Source organism: Amycolatopsis sp. NBRC 101858 (genome assembly GCF_030269325.1).
GTDB lineage: Bacteria > Actinomycetota > Actinomycetes > Mycobacteriales > Pseudonocardiaceae > Amycolatopsis > Amycolatopsis ponsaeliensis.
Genome location: NZ_BSTD01000002.1, coordinates 1,659,826 through 1,675,552, shown reverse-complemented (window position 1 = coordinate 1,675,552; position 15,727 = coordinate 1,659,826). Strand labels below are relative to the sequence as shown.

The following is a 15,727-nucleotide window of genomic DNA, read 5'->3' as shown; positions in this document are numbered from 1 at the left end:
CCCGAGCATCAGCCCCGGCGGGGGCCGCGCACCGGGGACGAAAGTCACCGGTGCCGGGGACCCCGGCCACCTGTCCCGTCCGGCCGCCGTCGACACACTGCGAGACGAGGAAAGGCGGACCGATGTACACGAGGATCCGGTTGACGCGGCTATGGCACAGCCTCCGGCCCGGGCATGAATCGCCGGCCCGGCCGTCGGACCGGCTGCAGGCGAAGGTCTTGGCGTGCGTTCTCCTGCTTTCCTTCGTGGCCGCGGTCGGGGCCGTGCTGCTGGGCATCGGCGTCTACGCGGCCGAACTGGCGAAGTCCCGTGAACAGACGGCAACCAGGTACACCGTGACCGCGGTTCTGCTGGCCGACGGTCCACGACCCGCCGAGGCGGGGCGCGGCGGGACGCCCTTCACGACCGGCCCCGCCCGCGCGACGTGGTGGACGAGGGAAGGGGAACAGCGCGTCGGAGACGTCGAGGTCGCGGCGGGAGCCGTCGCCGGGCAAGAAGCGACGGCCTGGCTCGACGAGACCGGAACCCCGGTCGGCCGGCCGCTGACTCCGGCGGCGGCGATCATCGGCGCACCGCTCGCTGCCACCGTTCTGTGGACGGCCGTCGCGTGCGTGCTCGCCTTGGCCTACCGCGGGTTCGCCTACGTGCTGGACCGGTTCCGCTTCGCCGCGTGGCAGCGAGAGTGGTTCGCCCTGCAGACCCGGCGCGACGACCAAAGTCCCGCCGGTTCGTGACCGACGGCCACAGCCGCCGGCCCGGTGGGTCGGCGATCGTCGAACCCACCGTCCACTGAGGAGTGAACATGAAGGCTGCCGTCGTCACGGATTTCTCGTCCCCGCTCGAGCTGCGTGAGGTGCCGGTCCCCGAACCGGGACCGCGGCAGCTGCTGGTCCGGCTGGAGACGTGCGGGATCTGCCACACCGACATCCACGCCGCCCACGGGGACTGGCCGGTCAAGCCGGCGCTGCCCCTGATCCCCGGCCACGAAGGCGTCGGCATCGTCGAGCGCGTCGGAGAGGGCGTTCCGGAGAACCGGATCGGACAGCGGGTCGCGCTGCCGTGGCTCGGCTCGGCCTGCGGCGAGTGCGGTTTCTGCGTCTCCGGCTGGGAAACGCTCTGCGAGTCGCAGCAGAACACCGGCTACTCGATCGACGGCGGCTACGCCGAGTACGCCGTCGCGGACGCTCGCTACGCGGTGCCCGTCCCGGACGGCGTCCCGTCGATCGAGGCGTCACCCCTGACGTGCGCCGGGGTCACGACGTACAAGGCGGTCAAGGTCGGCAACGTGCGGTCGGCGGACCGGGTCGCGGTGTTCGGTGTCGGCGGCCTGGGCCACCTGGCGATCCAGTACGCGCGCATCGCGGGCGGCTTCGTCACGGCGGTCGACATCGAGCCGGAGAAGCTGGCCTTGGCCCGCGAGCTCGGGGCGGACTCCGTCGTCGACGCGAGTACCGGCGACCCGGCGGAAGCGATCCAGGCCCAGGGCGGCGCCGACGTGGCAATCGTGCTGGCCGCGGCCCCGAGCGCGTTCGAGCAGGCCCTGCACTCCCTGCGCCGCGGCGGCCGCCTGGTGTGCGTCGGCATCCCGGCGGGCGGGGTCCTGCCGGTGCCGATCTTCGAAGCGGTGATCAAGGGCATCTCGGTGATCGGCTCGATCGTGGGCACCCGCAAGGACCTGGCGGAGGTGTTCGCCCTGCACGCGGCCGGCCGCACGACGGTGACCGTCGAGGCGCGCAAGCTGGAAGACGTCAATGAGGCGTTCGAGGAGGTCCTGGGCAACCGCGTCCCGGCCCGTCTGGTGATCGAGTTCTAGCCACCCCGCCATCCGGCCGCCACGGGCACGATCCCGCGGCGGCCGGATGAGGTTCGACCGGGAGCCCGCGAGTTATGCGATAGCCGTTTAAGGAAGCTGCAGGTCGGTGGCGAACTTGAGAGTGGGGTTATAGATCAACTCGGTCCTCGGACACAAAAACACGGGATATCTCCCGCACCGCAGAGTAACAGGCCCGCTACGGCGGGTCTTTCTGGCGTTCAGCCCCAGACCGTCTCGGCTACGCTGATCTTGACCGTGCCCTCCCTGCGCGACCGTTGTCGGGGAGGTGCGTCATGACCGGCATCGCGCCGCTCGCGCTCCCACCTCGCACCGGCGGCCCCGAACCCGCTCCTGTACGAGCCGGAGCCTTCGCCCCGCTGCCGATACCGGCGCTGCCGGACCTAGCCACCGACGGGCAGCGGCGATTCTCCACCGCCCTGCTGGACGCCTCCGGCCGGATCCAGGACCGCGGCATCGTCACCGCCCTGGACGACGCGATCAGCTGGTGACGCTGCTTGCATCCGCCGACCGGCAGTGAGGCGTTGAGCGAATTCGTCGATCTTGGTTGTCACCGGATGACGGTCGCCGGTGTGATGGCCAGCGGCTGGCTCGCTTCGCTGGCCGAAACTTGTTTGGTGCTGCCGGCCTTCGCGATCCTCGGCGCGGAGGTGGGATCGAACCTCGTGCTCGCGTTCGTCGGCCGCCGCGTCATTCCCGGGCGAGGGCACGAAGCCGGGGCTCTCCGAGCATCGTGAGCATGTCGGTCTCACGGGGAACCCAGCCGAGGTCCGTGCGGGCGCGCGGGGCGCGGATCCGGCTGGAGGCACCCATGATGAGCGCGCCGAACTCGCCCCAGACTTCCGCCGCTTCGGCGGGGGAGAGGCTGCGGACGGGACGGCCGAGGTCGCGGCCGACGGCCTCGGCGATCCAGCGGTTGGGCGTCTCGCCGGCGACGGCGTGGTAGAGCGCGCCACCGGTGCCCCGGGCGATGACGAGCTCGAACAGCCTGGCGACGTCGTCGATGTGCACGTGGCTGTAGGTGTTGAGTCCTTCGCCGATGTAGCAGGCGGCGCCGGTGCGCGCCACCGACCGGTAGATCATCGGTACGTGGCCGTGGTCCTCCGGCCCCCAGATCAGTCCGGGCCGGACGACCATGCCGCGGATCTCGCGGCCGGCCGCGGTGCGCACCAGCCGCTCCACCGCGAGTCGTTCGGTGGCAAGCGGTTCGACGGTGAACGGATCATCTTCGGTGAAGACGTCTTCGCTCCAGGCGCCGGCGGTGCGCTGCATGAGGACGCCGCTGCCGGAGGTGAACACGAAGGTCTTCCCGCTGCCGGTGAGCGCGTCCAGCAAGGCGGAGACCATGGTCGTCTCCGTCTCGGGCGTCAGTTGTGCTGCGACCACGACGACTTCGGCCGAGGCCGCCGCGGTGACGATCGGTGCGAGGCCGGAGTCCGGATCGGCGCGCAGCGGCGTGATGTCCTGCGTGGTGAGCCGGGTGGCCGCGCGGTCGGAGCGGGCCAGGCCGGTGACGTCGTGCCCCGCTCCGCGGAAGTGGCGGGCGACGGCGCCGCCGACGAAGCCGGTGGCGCCGATCACCAAGAGTTTCACGAGCGACCCGCGCCGGCGGGTTCCGTCGTGGCGGCGAGGAACTCGCGCAGGTTCCGGACGAACCAGTCCGGCGCTTCCTCGGCGACGAAGTGGCCGGTGGGGGCGACCAGACCGGTGAGCCGCTCGACGTCTGGCTTCAAGGCTTCCGTGGTTTGGGCGCCCACCGACTCCCGGCCGCCGATGGACAGCACGGGGACGGTGACCGGCCCGGTGGCGAGGGCCGCCCGGTTCTCCCGGCCGTCCTCCAGGAGGGTCCGGTAATGACCGAAACCGCCCCGAAGGCGGTCGCGACCTCCGTAGGACTCCGCGTAGAACGCCAGTTGCTCGTCGGTGAAGACCGGTTCCGCGCTCAAGGCCGTGAACGTCGCCTTGAAGAACTCGAACTCGTGGCCGTCGAAGAGCATTTCGGGGAAGTGGGGTGACATGAAGAACCCGAAGTGCCAGCTGCCGCCGGTGACGACGTTCATCGATTCTTCGAGGTCGACACCGGGCTGGAAGGCGTCGACGAGCACGGCGGCGGCCAGGTCCTCGGGGTGGTGGACGGCCCAGGAGAAGGCGATCATGCTGCCGATGTCGTGCCCGGCCACGATCGCCGGTCCGGTCAGGCCGAGTGCGTCGATCAGGCCGCGCAGGTCGTCGACCTGGTTGCGTTTCGTGTAGCCGTCTTCGGGGCGGTCGCTGGCCCCGGTGCCGCGCAGGTCGGGGACGAGCACGGTGTGGTGCTCGGCGAGGGCCGGCATGACCTTGGCCCAGGCGCGGCCGGTCTGCGGCCAGCCGTGCAGCAGGACCAGGAGGGGGCCGTGGCCGCCCAGGGCGGCGGAAAGCCGGACGCCGTTGGTGTCGGCGGTCCGGATCTCGAAGCCGTCGGGCAGCCAGGCGGGAGTCGAGGTGGTGGGTTCGGACATGGGTTTCTCCGGTTTCGTGGTCAGGCGGACAGGGAGCTGGGCTCGCCGCCGTTGACGACGATGACGGTGCCGTTGATGTAGCCGCTGGCGGAGTCGACGAGGAACCGGACGACGTGGGCGATCTCCTCGGGTTCGCCGATGCGTTCCCGGAGGTTGGCCCGGCCGAGCATTTCGACGTTGTCGCCGAGCATGGCCGTGGTGCCCGCGGTGCGGACCGGGCCGGGGGAGACGCCGACGACGCGAACGCCGTGGGGCCCGAACTCCGTGGCCCAGGAGCGGGTCAGCAGTTCGACGGCGGCTTTCGAAGCGCCGTAGGCGGCCCCGATGGGCGCCGGTGAGGTGGCCGCGGTCGAGGTGATGTTGACGACGACGCCGTGCCCGCGCCCGGCCATGGCGGGGGCGAGCGCGCCGACGAGCAGGAACGGGGCGCGGGTGTTGATCGCGAACTGCCGGTCGAAGTCCGCCGGCGTGGTGTCCGGGGTGCCGGTGAAGGCGTAGATCCCGGCGTTGTTCACCAGGACGTCCACCTCGCCCGCCGCCTCGGCGAGGGCCAGGACGTCCGCGGAGTCGGTCAGGTCGGCGGTCAGGAACCGGGCGGCACCGCCTTCGGCCTCGATCTCCTTGACGAGCTGGGCGCCGCGCTCGGCGTCCCGGCCGTGGGCGATCACTTCGATGCCGTCGGCGGCGAGCTGACGGGCGACGGCCCGCCCGATCCCAGCGGTCGCGCCGGTGACCAGGGCGGTTCGGGGGTGTGTCATGGGTCGACCTCACTTTCTGGGTTGTTCTGTCCAAAAAGCTAGACTCGAAAAATGGATTGCGCAACCCAGTCCGGCGTAGAGTGGGGATCATGACCGAGCCGACGAAGACGCGACGCCTGACTCCGAAGGGGCAGGCCACCCGGAACCGGATCATCGACGCCGCGACCGGCCTCATCGCCCGGCACGGCGTGGCCGGCACCGGCATCGAGGACGTCCGGGCGGCGGCCGGGGTGAGCGGATCCCAGCTCTACCACTACTTCGACAGCAAGCAAGCGCTGATCCGGGCCGTCATCACCCGGCAGGCCGACTCCGTGCTCGAGCCCGGCAGTCCCCGCATCGAGGCGCTCGACGGATTCGAAGCCCTGCGAGCCTGGGCCGACGCCGCGATCGAACGGCAGCGCGAGAACGACTACCGGGAGTGCGACCTGGGCTCACTGGCGGGTGAACTCAGCGCTACCAACGACGAAGAATCCCGCGAGGACCTCGCCAACGGCTTCATGCGCTGGCGCGACCTGCTCCTCAACGGGCTTCGCGCGATGCGCGACCGGCAGGAGCTGCGCGCGGACGCCGACCTCGACGAGCTCGCGTTCGCGCTGCTCGCCGCGCTGCAGGGTGGGGTGCTGTTGTCCCGGACGATCCGGCACGTCCAGCCGCTGGAAGCCGCCATGAACGCCGCACTGGCCTACGTGCACTCGTACGCGGCGGATCCTGGTTGATGAGGACCAGGGGCGTCAACCGGCGGTGGCGTCACGCCGGGAGGCCCCTGCCAGGTCGATCAGGAGGGCGCCTCCCGCGAAGGCGATGAGCACGAGCTGTGCGCGGAAGTCCGGGTTCGGGGCGACGACGTCGGGCATGTGCTGGAAGACGCCGAAGTCCCGGCCGTGCTGGGGGATGCCGAGCAGCGCGAACGTCGCGCCGACGAAGAGCGGCACCCAGGCGAGCCAGCCGAGGCGCAGCCGGAGGCCGACCAAGAGCGCTGTCCACCCGGTCACCGCCAGCGTCGCCGGCCATTGGCCGATCATGTAGGTGAAGGCGTGCACAGCGACGTCGGGGCCGTCGATGACCGCCGGTGCGACGAGCGCGCCAAGTGCGCCGGTGGCGGCGAAGATGAGCAGGCTGCCACCCGCGGTCACCGTCGATTGCGCCGCCAAGGGAATCCAGCGGCGGGTTCCCGCGGCGAGAACGTGGTCGGTCGGACCGCTGATCGGGGCTTCGCGCCCGGTTCGTGGGGCATGTTCGCCAACCTGAACTCGCTCACCTCGGGCATCGGGGGCACGGTCTGGGGATTGAACGAGACCGCCGGCGGCGGTAGCGGCGGTGGCGGCACCGCCGCGCCCGCGCCGCGGACGTATTCTCCCTATGGCGGGCGGGCGATCGTCTGCTGACACGAACCGATCGGACGTGTGCATGACCGGATACGGCCGGGACCGGGAACGCAGGCGGCGCACCCGCACGTTGCTCGGCGTCGGCTACCTCACGGCGTTGACGGCTCTGCTGGGCCTCAAGACAGGCTGGGTCCCGGCGGTGGCCAGCCTGCTCGGCCTCCTCGCGCTGGTGTACGTGGTGTTCTCGCTGATCGCGTGGCGGGACACCCGCGCGGAGCGCCGACGACGCGCCGCGGGGCAGCGGCCGTCATGGTCGGCTCAGCTGCCAGTGCATGTCGCCCAGCTCCTCGGCGCCAAGGCACCCGGCCGCCACGCCCGCCGTGCCGACGAGGTGGGCGAGCTGCTGGGCCGCCTGTCCCTCCGAGACGGCGAACTGTGCTGGGAGCTGGGAAAAGCAGACCGCAACCGTGGCGTTGGCTCGCTGACGTTCGACCGGTCGTGGACAGCGGAGGTCATCCCGCTCTGGGGCCCGGGAGACCAGGGCTGCCTGACGCTTACCTGCCACGAGGGCACTGCGGTGGACTTCTGGATCCGCCATCCGGCGGACCTCCGCCAAGCCTTGACGGCGCTGGTCCGTTAGGGCGCGGTTGCGTCGGGGTCGACGTGCGGCCTGATGTCGATCAGCCGGCAGCCGTGGGGCCGCGCTCGACGCCGTGCACGCGTTCGGTCGCCACCCCCGCCGTCGCAAATGCGCGGGACAGCGGCATGGTCGGCTCGTCGGCCGAGGACGGCAGCGTGGTGGTCCTGGCGTTGCCCGTGCCTTTCGTTCGGCTGGTCATCGAAGGTCTTCGGGCTACGCGGCGTCGGCGTAGGCCTGGGCTAAGACACGGACGCCGCCGTGTGCCCGACTGCGCGTCATCGGCGAGCCAGGGTCTTTGATCGACGCCCTAGACACCAGCCCGCCCGCCAGTGCGCCGACAGATGGACTTCGGCGATCTGCCGAGGTGCCCGTCGTCGCCGCGCACACCATCGAGCACTACACGAAGCCGGAGGAGGCGGTATACCTGGCGCGAGGCGGGCTGGTCCGCCACTTTCGTTGCCTTGCCACGCCGTCGCGGTTCGCGGAGCGGGCGGATCATCGCGATCTACCCAGGCGGGTAGCCAGACCACCCTTGCGGAGGAGACCGGCGGTCCCGGGGGAAGAATCGAGGCGTTGCAGTGCGGTTGCAAGTAGTACTGAAACGCGACGGGGACGACTTCGCGTTGCTGATCGCGGGCACTATCGGGGCGGATCCACGGTGGACAATCGACGGTGATTACGACTGGCAGATCCGATCAAGGGTGTGAGCCGAACGGATACACGCCGGACCCCCGGCAGCCTCGCTGTTCCAAGACTTCGTTCCGCACTGACCGTTTAAGGTGACGCGAAAGACCGGCCAGCCGATCTCGGTGCGCCACGCAGCGGGATCGCTTGCGTCACGAGGGCCGACAGCGTAGACCTCCCGCACCGGCCCGGCCACCGACATCGCGTTCTCCACCACCCAGGTCCCGAGTTCGCCGTACGTGACCTCGATGCCGTCGTGCTCGCCGACGTGGGTGGTGACGGCGAGTTCGACGGCCGGAAGAACTGCGGGGTGCACGCGTCCGGTGCGAGGTGGCGCGGCGGTCGGCAGGTAGACGAGCGCCCGACCGCGCTCCTGTTCGAAAAGGGCGTTGTCGTAGCAGCCGCCCGGCGGTCCGGTCACGGCGTCGCCGACGGCCGCCTCCAATTCGGCCATCGCGCCGGCGAACCAGCTCTCGACGTCGCCATGCCCGACTACGGCCTCCACCGCCGCGACCGTCCGTGCGGGCTCCGCACGCAATGCGACGTCGATCGGCGCGGGGTCCGGCTGGAGCAAGCGTCGCAGGGACACGACCGCGGCCCGGGTGCGGTCGAGCACGGCCTCGAGGCGTTGCAGGTGGTCCGCGACCAGGGCCGCCCGGACACCGGGGTCGGGGGTCCGCAGGATGCGCTGCACGTCGCTCAGGGGGACGTCGAGTTCGCGGAGCCGGTGGATGACCTGCGCGATCGGGATCTGGTCGAGTCCGTAGTAGCGGTAACCGGTGGTCTCGTCCACCACGGCGGGTTCCAGCAGGGCCGCCTCGTGATACCGACGCAGGGTCCGCACGCTCAAGTGGGTCAGCCGCGAAAACTCCCCGATGCTCAGCATGGCTCCATTCTGGACTCTCTCCCCGGGGGAGAGTCCACGGCTTGACCCTCCCACACCACGAGGTCACACGATGGGCTCATGACACAGCACACCGATCTCCCGTCCGATCTGCTCCCGACCACCGTGCGCGAGTTCTTCGCCGCCCATGTCGTCAACGACGCCGACACCGCCGCGTCGTTCCTCACCGAGGACGCGGTGCTCGTCGACCAGGGCGAAACCTTCCGCGGCCGGGAGAAGGCCCACGCGTTCCTGCGGGACGCCGGGGCCGAGTTCGAGTACACGACCGAGCAGATCGGCGCTCGCCGCGTCGATGACGCCCACTGGGTGGTGACCGTGCGGCTCGAGGGCACCTTCCCGGGTGGCGTCGCCGAGCTCGACTACCGGTTCGCGGTGCGGGACGACCTCATCGCCGAACTCGTCATCGCCAACCACGCAGCCTGAATTGCGTCGATTTTCAGTGGAGAAGGAAATGTCCAGTTCGGATCGCGATCGTCTCGACGGCCGCCGGGCGCTGGTCACCGGCGGCTCGAAGGGCTCGGGCAAGGCCGTCGCGGAGAGGCTCCGAGAGATGGGCGCCGACGTGTATGTGACGGCGCGAACGATGCCCGACGGGTACGAGCACCCCGACCGATTCATCGAAGCGGACGTGACGACGGTCGAGGGCACCAGCGCGGTGGCCGCTCGCATCGCCGAGGCCGGCGGCGCACTCGACATCCTGGTGCACGTCGTCGGAGGTGCGTCGACGCCGGCTGGTGGGTTCGCGGTCATCACCGATGATCAGTGGCTCACCGAGCTGAACCTCAACTTCCTGGGTGCGGTGCGGCTCGATCGGGCTCTTCTCCCGGCGATGATCGAGTCCGGGGCGGGCGTGGTGCTGCACTTCACCTCGATCCAGCGTGAACTACCCCAGTACGACGCGTCCCTGGCGTACGCGGCCGCGAAGGCCGCTCTGCGCACGTACAGCAAGGGGCTGGCCAACGAGCTCGCGCCGCGCGGCGTACGGGTCAACGCGATCAGCCCCGGCGGGATCGAGACCGAAGCCTACGAACGATTCGTCGACCGGATCGCCGAGGGCAACGGACTCACCCGTGAAGCAGCCAAGCAGACCATCTACGACTCCCTGGGCGGAGTACCGCTGGGACGGTTCGCGAACACCGGGGAGATCGCGGACTTGGCCGGGTTTCTGGTCTCGGACCGCGCCTCGGCGATCGTGGGCGCCGAGTACGTGATCGACGGCGGGACTGTTCCGACCGTCTGAGTCAGGAGTGGTTCCTCGCGGCCACCCGCGATCCGGCTACCGAACTCCTCCTGCGCAAGCAGAATTTCCAGCTGCTGCTCGGCAACGCCGGGAAGCGCGTCGACGACGTCGTCGGCGCGCTTCCCTGGTGATCGGGTGCGCGTCGCGCGTATTTCGACCGACGCGCACCAGTTCGTGCATGACTACGCACGTCACGGATCGGTCCTCCGCCCAGCCGGTCGGACCGCCGCCCCCCTTCGATCCAGAGCTCGCTCCCGTCGTCGAGATGCTGACCAGCCTGCGCCCTCCCGATGCGTACCGTTCGGACAACATCGGTGAGATGCGCAAGCCCGTCCCCGGGGTGGAGACCCCGACCGACGAGGTCCTCTCGCGCGGTGGCGCCTACAGCGTGGAGGAGCGGACGGTGCCAGGGTCGGACGGGGAACCGGATGTGTCGCTGCTGATCTGTCTCCCGAAGCACGCGGCGGGCCGGACACCGGCGATCTACCACATCCACGGAGGCGGCATGATCGTCGGAGACAACCGGTTCGGCTTGGCCGAGATGGTGGACCTGGCCGAACCGATGGGTATGGCCGTGGTCTCGGTCGAGTACCGGCTCGCACCCGAGACACCCCACCCAGGTCCCGTCGAAGATTGCTACGCGGGCCTGGTGTGGGTGTGGGATCACGCCCACGAGCTCAACATCGACCCTGAGCGCATCGTCATCGGCGGTGCGAGCGCCGGCGGCGGCCTCGCGGCAGGTGTCACCCTGATGGCACGCGACCGCAACGACTCGCTCTCCGCCCGGCAGATGCGCGGCCTCGGTATCCGGGGGACAGCTCCTCGAACGAGACCGGGTGGAACGCGCTCCTCGGCGATGACGTTCGCGGCGGACCGGACGTGTCTCCGTACGCTGCGCCTTCCCGCGCCGAGGACCTTTCTGGCCTGCCGTCCGTGTTCATCGACGTCGGGTCGGCAGAAACGTTCCGGGACGAGGACGTTGCCTACGCAAGCCGCATGTGGCAGGCGGGCTGCCACGTCGAGCTGCACGTCTGGCCCGGCGGGTTCCACGGGTTTGACGTCGTGGTCCCTCATGCGGTGCTCTCGCAGGGCGCTATCGCTGCTCGAGTGGCATGGCTGCGCCGTCAGCTGGTGTCCAGAGTCGTTGATTCGTCGCCAGTAGGCGGCAAGGGAGTCGAGGATCCGAGCAGCGGTGTGGGTCGCTGGCCAGTACCCAGGGCGATCTGACGGACGCGAGCGGCCTCCCTGAACCCGGTCTCTTCATCGGGCTAAGGATCGAAGCGCCAGATTCTCGGCTCGGCGGCTGCGCCTCGCGACCAGCCGTTCTCCTGGATTGACGCCGACCCAGTCCGGGTGCCTGAGCGGACTCGAACGCACGACCTGCGGCATGTGCGGATGTGCGGCGACCCGGCTGACTGACCTCCTAGACTCTCGTCATGTTCGAGTACCACGGCTGGATAACGCTTCGTGCAACCGCCGAAGCGCTCGACGACGAATCACCCCTTCGCCTCGACGAAATCCGAGCCCTGGTCGACGGGCTCGCTGACTACGCGTTGATGGATCTGCAGCCGATGAATGGCACGGACTACATCCACCTGGGCGGCAGCCCGAATCGCCGCGGGCAGCACGGGGCAGAGGTGATCGACTTGTTTGCCAAGGTCGGCCAGCTCGCTCCGGGGTCATACGGGCTGCTCTACGTCCACGACGACGAACATCCCGAGCACAGGCTGAGCTTCCGTGTCTTTCGACTGGCTAGAGGGAGAGTCACCGAGCACACCGACGACCTCTTGTCACCTGTGATCCCCACGTTGGAAGACGCGGAGACGAGCTGACCGTTGAGAATCACGCGTCCGCTCGTCGGCATGAGCGGATGCCGCGGTAAGGCGGGCCGTCCCTCGGTGCGACGAAGGCGGCCGGCCGTGGTCGAATGGCGATGCGGGTCGCTCAAGCCCGGCAGACAGCGTCGAGTGGCGGCCGCTTTCCCATCGTCAAGTAGTCGCTCACGGCGTTGTTCCCGCACTCGTTCCCACCGTTGAGGTAAGCCACGTGACCACCCTGATCGGCCGTCACCAGCCGGGCGCGGGCGCCGAATGCCGCGCGTAGCCGGAGGGCTCCGGGCATCGGGGTGGCCGGGTCGCGGAGGTTCTGCAGCATCAGCACGTTTTCCGGGCCATCGTCGGTGATGGGCACCCGCGGCTCAGCGGGAGCCGGCCAGAACGCGCACGGCCGGATGTTGGCCGCATAAGGGCCGTACATCGGGTGGCGGACGCGGTCGATCGCGACGTTGCGCTGGTAGGTCCCCACCGCTTCCGGCCACCGCGAATCGCCGCAGACCACGGCGAGGTAGCTCGCCGCGAAGTTGTCGGTACCCACGCTGCCGCCCATGGCTGAGTGCGCTGGCTCGTTCACGTCAAGCTGGTGCCACAGCTTCGCCAGAGCCGGCAAGGCGGCGTCCGCGCGGAGAAGGGCCGCGGTGATCGTGCGGAACGTCGTGCCGTCGTAGCCCTGCGCCGGTGTCCGGTCCAGGCGCTCGGCCAGTTCGAAGTACTTCGCGCGCACCGCCGCGGGAGTCGCGCCCAGGCCGTACTGCGCCGGATCGGCCGCAACGAGCTTCGCGAAGTCGGGGAACCGGGTTTCGAACCCCAGCCCTTGGCTTCGCAGCGCTTCGGCGTCGTAGCCCTCCGGCCCGAGGCTGCTGTCCAGGACGACCCGGTCGCTGCGCTGCGGGTACAGCGACGTGTACACCGCGCCCAGGTAGGTCCCGTAGGAGTCGCCGTAGTACGACAGCTTCGGCTCGCCCAGCGCCGTCCGGATCCGGTCCATGTCGCGTGCGGTGTTCGCGGTGGTGACGAACGGCAGCATCGACGCCGTCTTCGACGTCAGGCACTGCTGCGCGACGGTCTTCGCGGCCTCGGCCGCCTTCGTCACGTCCGCCGCGCGGTACGGGAAGGGCGGGTTCACGCTCTCCACGGTCTGCTCCGGCGTCATGTCGCAGGTCACCGGCGTGCTGTGGCCGACCCCGCGCGGGTCGAAACCGATCACGTCGTAGGTGTCCCGCACCCGCTGCGGCAGCCCCGCGTCGACCAGCGACGCCGGGAAGTCCAGGCCGGTCAGGCCTGGGCCGCCCTGGTTGACCAGCAGGACGCCGCGGCGTTGCGCCGGCTTCGCACTCGCCAGCCGCGACAGCGCGACCTCGATCTTCCGCCCGTCCGGGTGGCGGTAGTCGAGCGGCACCTCGAGCGTCGAGCACTGCAAGCCGGGCTTGGCGACGTCGGCCGGGCACGGCCCCCAGGCGATCGACGTCCCTTCGGCCGCGCCCGCCGCGGACACCCCCGACACCACCGCGACCGCGGCGAGCGCCGCCGGCAAGATCCTCTTCATCGGTTCCATGGCTTCACCGCACCACTGCCCGGCCGGGCCGCCCCGTGCCATCTGTCATGGGGCGGCTCGCGGACCCGGTGCTTAGGGTGGGCCGGTGAGCGAGCGCGATCCCGGCCGGTTCTCCGCCCGGCAATGGCCGGACTGGAGCTTCTGGGCGGACCGGCGGCGCCGGGTGGGGTCCGTGGTCGTCAACGGCCTCGCGCTGCTGGTGCTGCTGCCGCGGGTCACCATGGTCAGCGACGGTGGCCACGGCGTGCCACGGACAGCCGTCGCGCTCGTGGCCATCGGCCTCTACGTCGCCGGCTACCTCTTCGCGTTGTGGTTCGCGCCGTCGGCGCCCCGGCGGCAGCGGGCGGTCATCGTGGCGGCGCTGTTCGCCTTCGGTGTCACGCCGGCGCTGGTCTTCGGCTCACCGGGCTACCTGACCGACCTGACCTTCGCCATCGCGATCGGCTTGATGCTGCTGCCGCTGTGCTACTCCGTTCCGCTCGGGTTCGCCACGGCGGCCGCCCAGCTCGCGTGGATGCTGGCCGTGTCCGGGCAGGTGAGCTGGTCCCAGGTCGCCACGCTCGGCGGGGTCACGGCGGCAGTGGGGACCGTCTTCGCGCTGACCTTCACGACCGGGCACCTGAAGGCCGCTCGCGAGCAGATCCGGCGGATGGCCGTGGACTCCGAACGCGAACGGGTCGCCCGTGAGCTGCACGACATCCTCGGCCACAACCTCTCCACGATGGCCGTCAAGCTCGGGCTCGCCCGGCGCATCCTGGAGTCGGCCGCGGACACCGGCCCCGCCCTCACCGAGGTCCGCGACCTGGAAACCCTCTGCCACCAGTCTCTTGCCGACGTCCGCGCCACCGTCTCGGGGTACCGGGAGGTGTCGCTGGCCACCGAGCTTTCGGGGGCCCGGCTGGCGCTTCGCGCCGCGGGGGTGCAGGCCGAGCTCCCGGCTTCGGTGGACGAGGTCGAACCGGAGCTGCGCGGGGTATTCGGGTACGTGGTCCGGGAAGCGGTGACCAACGTGCTCCGGCACTCCGACGCGGGCCAGTGCCGGATCCGCGTCGGTCCCGGCTGGGTCGAGGTGACCGACGACGGCACGGTCACCTCCGATCCGGCGGCCGGGCACGGTCTCAGCGGCCTGGCCGAACGCCTCGCCGAGGTCCGCGGCCTGCTCGAGCACGGCCGCGGCCCGCGCGGCGGCTACCGCGTGTTCGCGCGCGCCGAGGCGGTCCCGGCGTGATCCGCGTGCTGCTGGCCGACGACCAGGCCCTCGTGCGCGGCGCGTTGGCGTCGATGCTGCGTCTCGAACCCGACATCGACGTCGTGGCCGAGGTCGGTTCAGGTCTCGACGTCGGTCCGGCGGCCCGGCGGACGAGTCCCGACGTGGCGCTGCTCGACGTGCAGATGCCCGGCCGCGACGGGCTCGCGGTCACCGCTGAGCTGCGGCACGCGATGCCGGCCTGCCGCGTGCTGATCTGCACGACGTTCAGCCGTCCCGGTTACCTCGCCCGCGCGATGTCCGCGGGCGCGGCCGGGTTCGTGGTCAAGGACTCCCGGCCCGAGCAGCTGCTCAACGCGATCCGCCGGGTCCATGCGGGCCTGCGGTTCATCGACCCGGCCCTGGCGGCCGAGTCCCTCGCCACCGCCGCCAGCCCGCTGACCGACCGCGAAGCGGACGTGCTCCGTGCGACCGCCGAGGGCGGCACGGTCGCCGATATCGCGCGGGCGCTCGGCCTCACCCCGGGAACGGTTCGCAACCACTTGTCTTCGGCCATTGGCAAGACCGAGGCCCGCACTCGTGCCGAAGCCGCCCGCCTCGCCGAAACCAACGGGTGGCTCTGAGCCTTCACCGCGACCTCTCCGGCGCGAGTCGCCGGTACTCCCCGTTCAGCCGGGCGAACCGCAGCTCGGCGCGTCGGCCGGGACGGTGCCGCGGGACCGTGCCGGACCCGGATCAGCCACCCTGGGTGAGGCCGAAGACCCAGGTGATGCCGAACCGGTCGGTGACCATGCCGTAGATCGGCGCGAACGGTGCGGGGCCGAGGTCGGCGATCACGGTGCCGTCCTGGGACAGGCCGTTCCACGGCGGGGTCAGCTCGTCGAGGGAGTCGCCGTTGAGCAGCACGAAGAACGGCTCGGTGTGGGTGACCCCGCGAGCGCGCGGCGCGGCCGGGCCCGGCGGTGCGGCGATGCCTCCGGCTTGGGTGGTGCCGGTGGTGCCGAGGACGTCGTAGGCGGCGATGCGGAACCCGTTTTCGGCTACCACCATGCCGAAGGCGACGCGGTCGGCGTCGGGGTGGTCCGCGGCCATCGGTACGTAGCCGGTGTCGCGACCTTCGGTCTGGCTTTCGAGCTGGGTGCCGTGCTCCATGATCATGAGGTGGCCGCCGAACACGGATTGGTAGAACTCCAGTGCCGCCCGGGCGTTGCCGGTGAAGTTGAGGTGGGTGAGTGTGCTGACTGCCACGG

General features: G+C 70.5%; 20 protein-coding genes and 2 pseudogenes. 14 read left to right on the top strand and 8 right to left on the bottom strand.

Going from position 1 to position 15,727, the window contains the following annotated elements:
* Positions 1–122 precede the first annotated feature (122 nt).
* The 4 genes from QSK39_RS20735 to QSK39_RS20720 all read left to right on the top strand — a co-directional run bounded on the left by QSK39_RS20735 (position 123) and on the right by QSK39_RS20720 (position 2,568).
* Complete coding sequence (locus tag QSK39_RS20735) at positions 123–734, top strand: Rv1733c family protein (protein WP_285479410.1); 612 nt, start codon at positions 123–125, stop codon at positions 732–734.
* 68 nt (positions 735–802) lie between these two features.
* Positions 803–1,813 carry an alcohol dehydrogenase AdhP gene (adhP, locus tag QSK39_RS20730; RefSeq protein WP_285479409.1) on the top strand — a complete coding sequence of 337 codons (1,011 nt, stop codon included), beginning with the start codon at positions 803–805 and terminating at the stop codon, positions 1,811–1,813.
* 293 nt (positions 1,814–2,106) lie between these two features.
* Positions 2,107–2,322, top strand: a complete 216-nt coding sequence (locus QSK39_RS20725; RefSeq protein WP_285479408.1) for a hypothetical protein — start codon at positions 2,107–2,109, stop codon at positions 2,320–2,322.
* Positions 2,323–2,355: 33 nt separating this feature from the next.
* Positions 2,356–2,568, top strand: coding sequence for a hypothetical protein (locus tag QSK39_RS20720; protein ID WP_285479407.1), 213 nt, complete (start codon positions 2,356–2,358; stop codon positions 2,566–2,568).
* Here the strand turns inward: QSK39_RS20720 and QSK39_RS20715 are convergent.
* The 3 genes from QSK39_RS20715 to QSK39_RS20705 are packed head-to-tail and all read right to left on the bottom strand — an operon-like array spanning position 2,522 to position 5,087.
* Positions 2,522–3,424 (bottom strand): NAD-dependent epimerase/dehydratase family protein, encoded by a 903-nt coding sequence (locus QSK39_RS20715; protein WP_285479406.1) that lies wholly within the window; start codon positions 3,422–3,424, stop codon positions 2,522–2,524. The genes QSK39_RS20720 and QSK39_RS20715 overlap by 47 nt on opposite strands.
* A complete protein-coding gene (locus tag QSK39_RS20710; RefSeq protein WP_285479405.1) occupies positions 3,421–4,329 on the bottom strand; it encodes an alpha/beta fold hydrolase in 909 nt (302 codons plus the stop codon). Before QSK39_RS20710 ends, QSK39_RS20715 begins: the two co-directional genes overlap by 4 nt.
* Positions 4,330–4,349: 20 nt before the next feature.
* The gene (locus QSK39_RS20705; protein WP_285479404.1) at positions 4,350–5,087 is read right to left on the bottom strand and encodes an SDR family NAD(P)-dependent oxidoreductase; all 738 of its coding nucleotides are present in this window, start codon (positions 5,085–5,087) and stop codon (positions 4,350–4,352) included.
* Between the two features lie 89 nt (positions 5,088–5,176).
* On the opposite strand from QSK39_RS20705, the gene QSK39_RS20700 reads away from it, so the two are divergent.
* Positions 5,177–5,803, top strand: a complete 627-nt coding sequence (locus QSK39_RS20700) for a TetR/AcrR family transcriptional regulator (protein WP_285479403.1) — start codon at positions 5,177–5,179, stop codon at positions 5,801–5,803.
* A gap of 15 nt (positions 5,804–5,818) precedes the next feature.
* Here the strand turns inward: QSK39_RS20700 and QSK39_RS20695 are convergent, their stop codons facing one another.
* On the bottom strand, positions 5,819–6,292 hold the full coding sequence (locus tag QSK39_RS20695; protein ID WP_502873299.1) for an efflux permease Rv1217c-related protein: 474 nt from the start codon (positions 6,290–6,292) through the stop codon (positions 5,819–5,821).
* 27 nt (positions 6,293–6,319) lie between these two features.
* On the opposite strand from QSK39_RS20695, the gene QSK39_RS20690 reads away from it, so the two are divergent.
* Both QSK39_RS20690 and QSK39_RS20685 read left to right on the top strand, forming a co-directional pair.
* A complete protein-coding gene (locus tag QSK39_RS20690; RefSeq protein WP_285479401.1) occupies positions 6,320–6,472 on the top strand; it encodes a hypothetical protein in 153 nt (50 codons plus the stop codon).
* Positions 6,473–6,494: 22 nt separating this feature from the next.
* Entirely contained in the window at positions 6,495–7,052 is a 558-nt protein-coding gene (locus QSK39_RS20685; protein ID WP_285479400.1) for a hypothetical protein, read from the top strand.
* A 40-nt stretch (positions 7,053–7,092) separates the two neighbouring features.
* Here the strand turns inward: QSK39_RS20685 and QSK39_RS20680 are convergent, their stop codons facing one another.
* Entirely contained in the window at positions 7,093–7,251 is a 159-nt protein-coding gene (locus QSK39_RS20680) for a hypothetical protein (protein ID WP_285479399.1), read from the bottom strand.
* A gap of 477 nt (positions 7,252–7,728) precedes the next feature.
* Positions 7,729–8,622 carry a MerR family transcriptional regulator gene (locus QSK39_RS20675; RefSeq protein WP_285479398.1) on the bottom strand — a complete coding sequence of 298 codons (894 nt, stop codon included), beginning with the start codon at positions 8,620–8,622 and terminating at the stop codon, positions 7,729–7,731.
* A gap of 78 nt (positions 8,623–8,700) precedes the next feature.
* Between QSK39_RS20675 and QSK39_RS20670 the strand changes: the two genes are divergently transcribed.
* The 5 genes and pseudogenes from QSK39_RS20670 (at position 8,701) to QSK39_RS20655 (ending at position 11,712) form a co-directional block, all read left to right on the top strand.
* Positions 8,701–9,063 (top strand): nuclear transport factor 2 family protein, encoded by a 363-nt coding sequence (locus QSK39_RS20670; protein ID WP_285479397.1) that lies wholly within the window; start codon positions 8,701–8,703, stop codon positions 9,061–9,063.
* A 28-nt stretch (positions 9,064–9,091) separates the two neighbouring features.
* On the top strand, positions 9,092–9,880 hold the full coding sequence (locus QSK39_RS20665; RefSeq protein WP_285479396.1) for an SDR family oxidoreductase: 789 nt from the start codon (positions 9,092–9,094) through the stop codon (positions 9,878–9,880).
* A gap of 178 nt (positions 9,881–10,058) precedes the next feature.
* Positions 10,059–10,598, top strand: a pseudogene (locus QSK39_RS53020) (alpha/beta hydrolase); the annotation flags it as partial.
* A gap of 158 nt (positions 10,599–10,756) precedes the next feature.
* Positions 10,757–11,107, top strand: a pseudogene (locus QSK39_RS53015) (alpha/beta hydrolase); the annotation flags it as partial.
* Positions 11,108–11,316: 209 nt separating this feature from the next.
* Positions 11,317–11,712 carry an Imm7 family immunity protein gene (locus QSK39_RS20655; RefSeq protein WP_285479395.1) on the top strand — a complete coding sequence of 132 codons (396 nt, stop codon included), beginning with the start codon at positions 11,317–11,319 and terminating at the stop codon, positions 11,710–11,712.
* Positions 11,713–11,824: 112 nt separating this feature from the next.
* Here the strand turns inward: QSK39_RS20655 and QSK39_RS20650 are convergent, their stop codons facing one another.
* Entirely contained in the window at positions 11,825–13,261 is a 1,437-nt protein-coding gene (locus QSK39_RS20650; protein ID WP_285479394.1) for an alpha/beta hydrolase, read from the bottom strand.
* 94 nt (positions 13,262–13,355) lie between these two features.
* Here QSK39_RS20650 and QSK39_RS20645 point away from each other — a divergent pair, with 94 nt between their 5' ends.
* Both QSK39_RS20645 and QSK39_RS20640 read left to right on the top strand, forming a co-directional pair.
* Complete coding sequence (locus QSK39_RS20645) at positions 13,356–14,498, top strand: sensor histidine kinase (protein WP_285479393.1); 1,143 nt, start codon at positions 13,356–13,358, stop codon at positions 14,496–14,498.
* Positions 14,495–15,100, top strand: coding sequence for a response regulator transcription factor (locus QSK39_RS20640; protein WP_285479392.1), 606 nt, complete (start codon positions 14,495–14,497; stop codon positions 15,098–15,100). The genes QSK39_RS20645 and QSK39_RS20640 overlap by 4 nt, the downstream gene beginning before the upstream one ends.
* Before the next feature lie 112 nt (positions 15,101–15,212).
* Here QSK39_RS20640 and QSK39_RS20635 read toward each other — a convergent pair whose 3' ends face one another.
* A complete protein-coding gene (locus tag QSK39_RS20635; protein ID WP_285479391.1) occupies positions 15,213–15,725 on the bottom strand; it encodes a VOC family protein in 513 nt (170 codons plus the stop codon).
* Between the last annotated feature and the right edge of the window lie 2 nt (positions 15,726–15,727).

Bases quoted from the DNA above. Each gene is read 5' to 3' on its own strand.
- QSK39_RS20735 (WP_285479410.1), top strand. From the start codon at position 123: ATGTACACGAGGATCCGGTTGACGCGGCTATGGCACAGCCTCCGGCCC.
- adhP (WP_285479409.1), top strand. From the start codon at position 803: ATGAAGGCTGCCGTCGTCACGGATTTCTCGTCCCCGCTCGAGCTGCGT.
- QSK39_RS20725 (WP_285479408.1), top strand. From the start codon at position 2,107: ATGACCGGCATCGCGCCGCTCGCGCTCCCACCTCGCACCGGCGGCCCC.
- QSK39_RS20710 (WP_285479405.1), bottom strand. From the start codon at position 4,329: ATGTCCGAACCCACCACCTCGACTCCCGCCTGGCTGCCCGACGGCTTC.
- QSK39_RS20705 (WP_285479404.1), bottom strand. From the start codon at position 5,087: ATGACACACCCCCGAACCGCCCTGGTCACCGGCGCGACCGCTGGGATC.
- QSK39_RS20700 (WP_285479403.1), top strand. From the start codon at position 5,177: ATGACCGAGCCGACGAAGACGCGACGCCTGACTCCGAAGGGGCAGGCC.
- QSK39_RS20690 (WP_285479401.1), top strand. From the start codon at position 6,320: ATGTTCGCCAACCTGAACTCGCTCACCTCGGGCATCGGGGGCACGGTC.
- QSK39_RS20685 (WP_285479400.1), top strand. From the start codon at position 6,495: ATGACCGGATACGGCCGGGACCGGGAACGCAGGCGGCGCACCCGCACG.
- QSK39_RS20680 (WP_285479399.1), bottom strand. From the start codon at position 7,251: ATGACCAGCCGAACGAAAGGCACGGGCAACGCCAGGACCACCACGCTG.
- QSK39_RS20675 (WP_285479398.1), bottom strand. From the start codon at position 8,622: ATGCTGAGCATCGGGGAGTTTTCGCGGCTGACCCACTTGAGCGTGCGG.
- QSK39_RS20670 (WP_285479397.1), top strand. From the start codon at position 8,701: ATGACACAGCACACCGATCTCCCGTCCGATCTGCTCCCGACCACCGTG.
- QSK39_RS20665 (WP_285479396.1), top strand. From the start codon at position 9,092: ATGTCCAGTTCGGATCGCGATCGTCTCGACGGCCGCCGGGCGCTGGTC.
- QSK39_RS20655 (WP_285479395.1), top strand. From the start codon at position 11,317: ATGTTCGAGTACCACGGCTGGATAACGCTTCGTGCAACCGCCGAAGCG.
- QSK39_RS20650 (WP_285479394.1), bottom strand. From the start codon at position 13,261: ATGAAGAGGATCTTGCCGGCGGCGCTCGCCGCGGTCGCGGTGGTGTCG.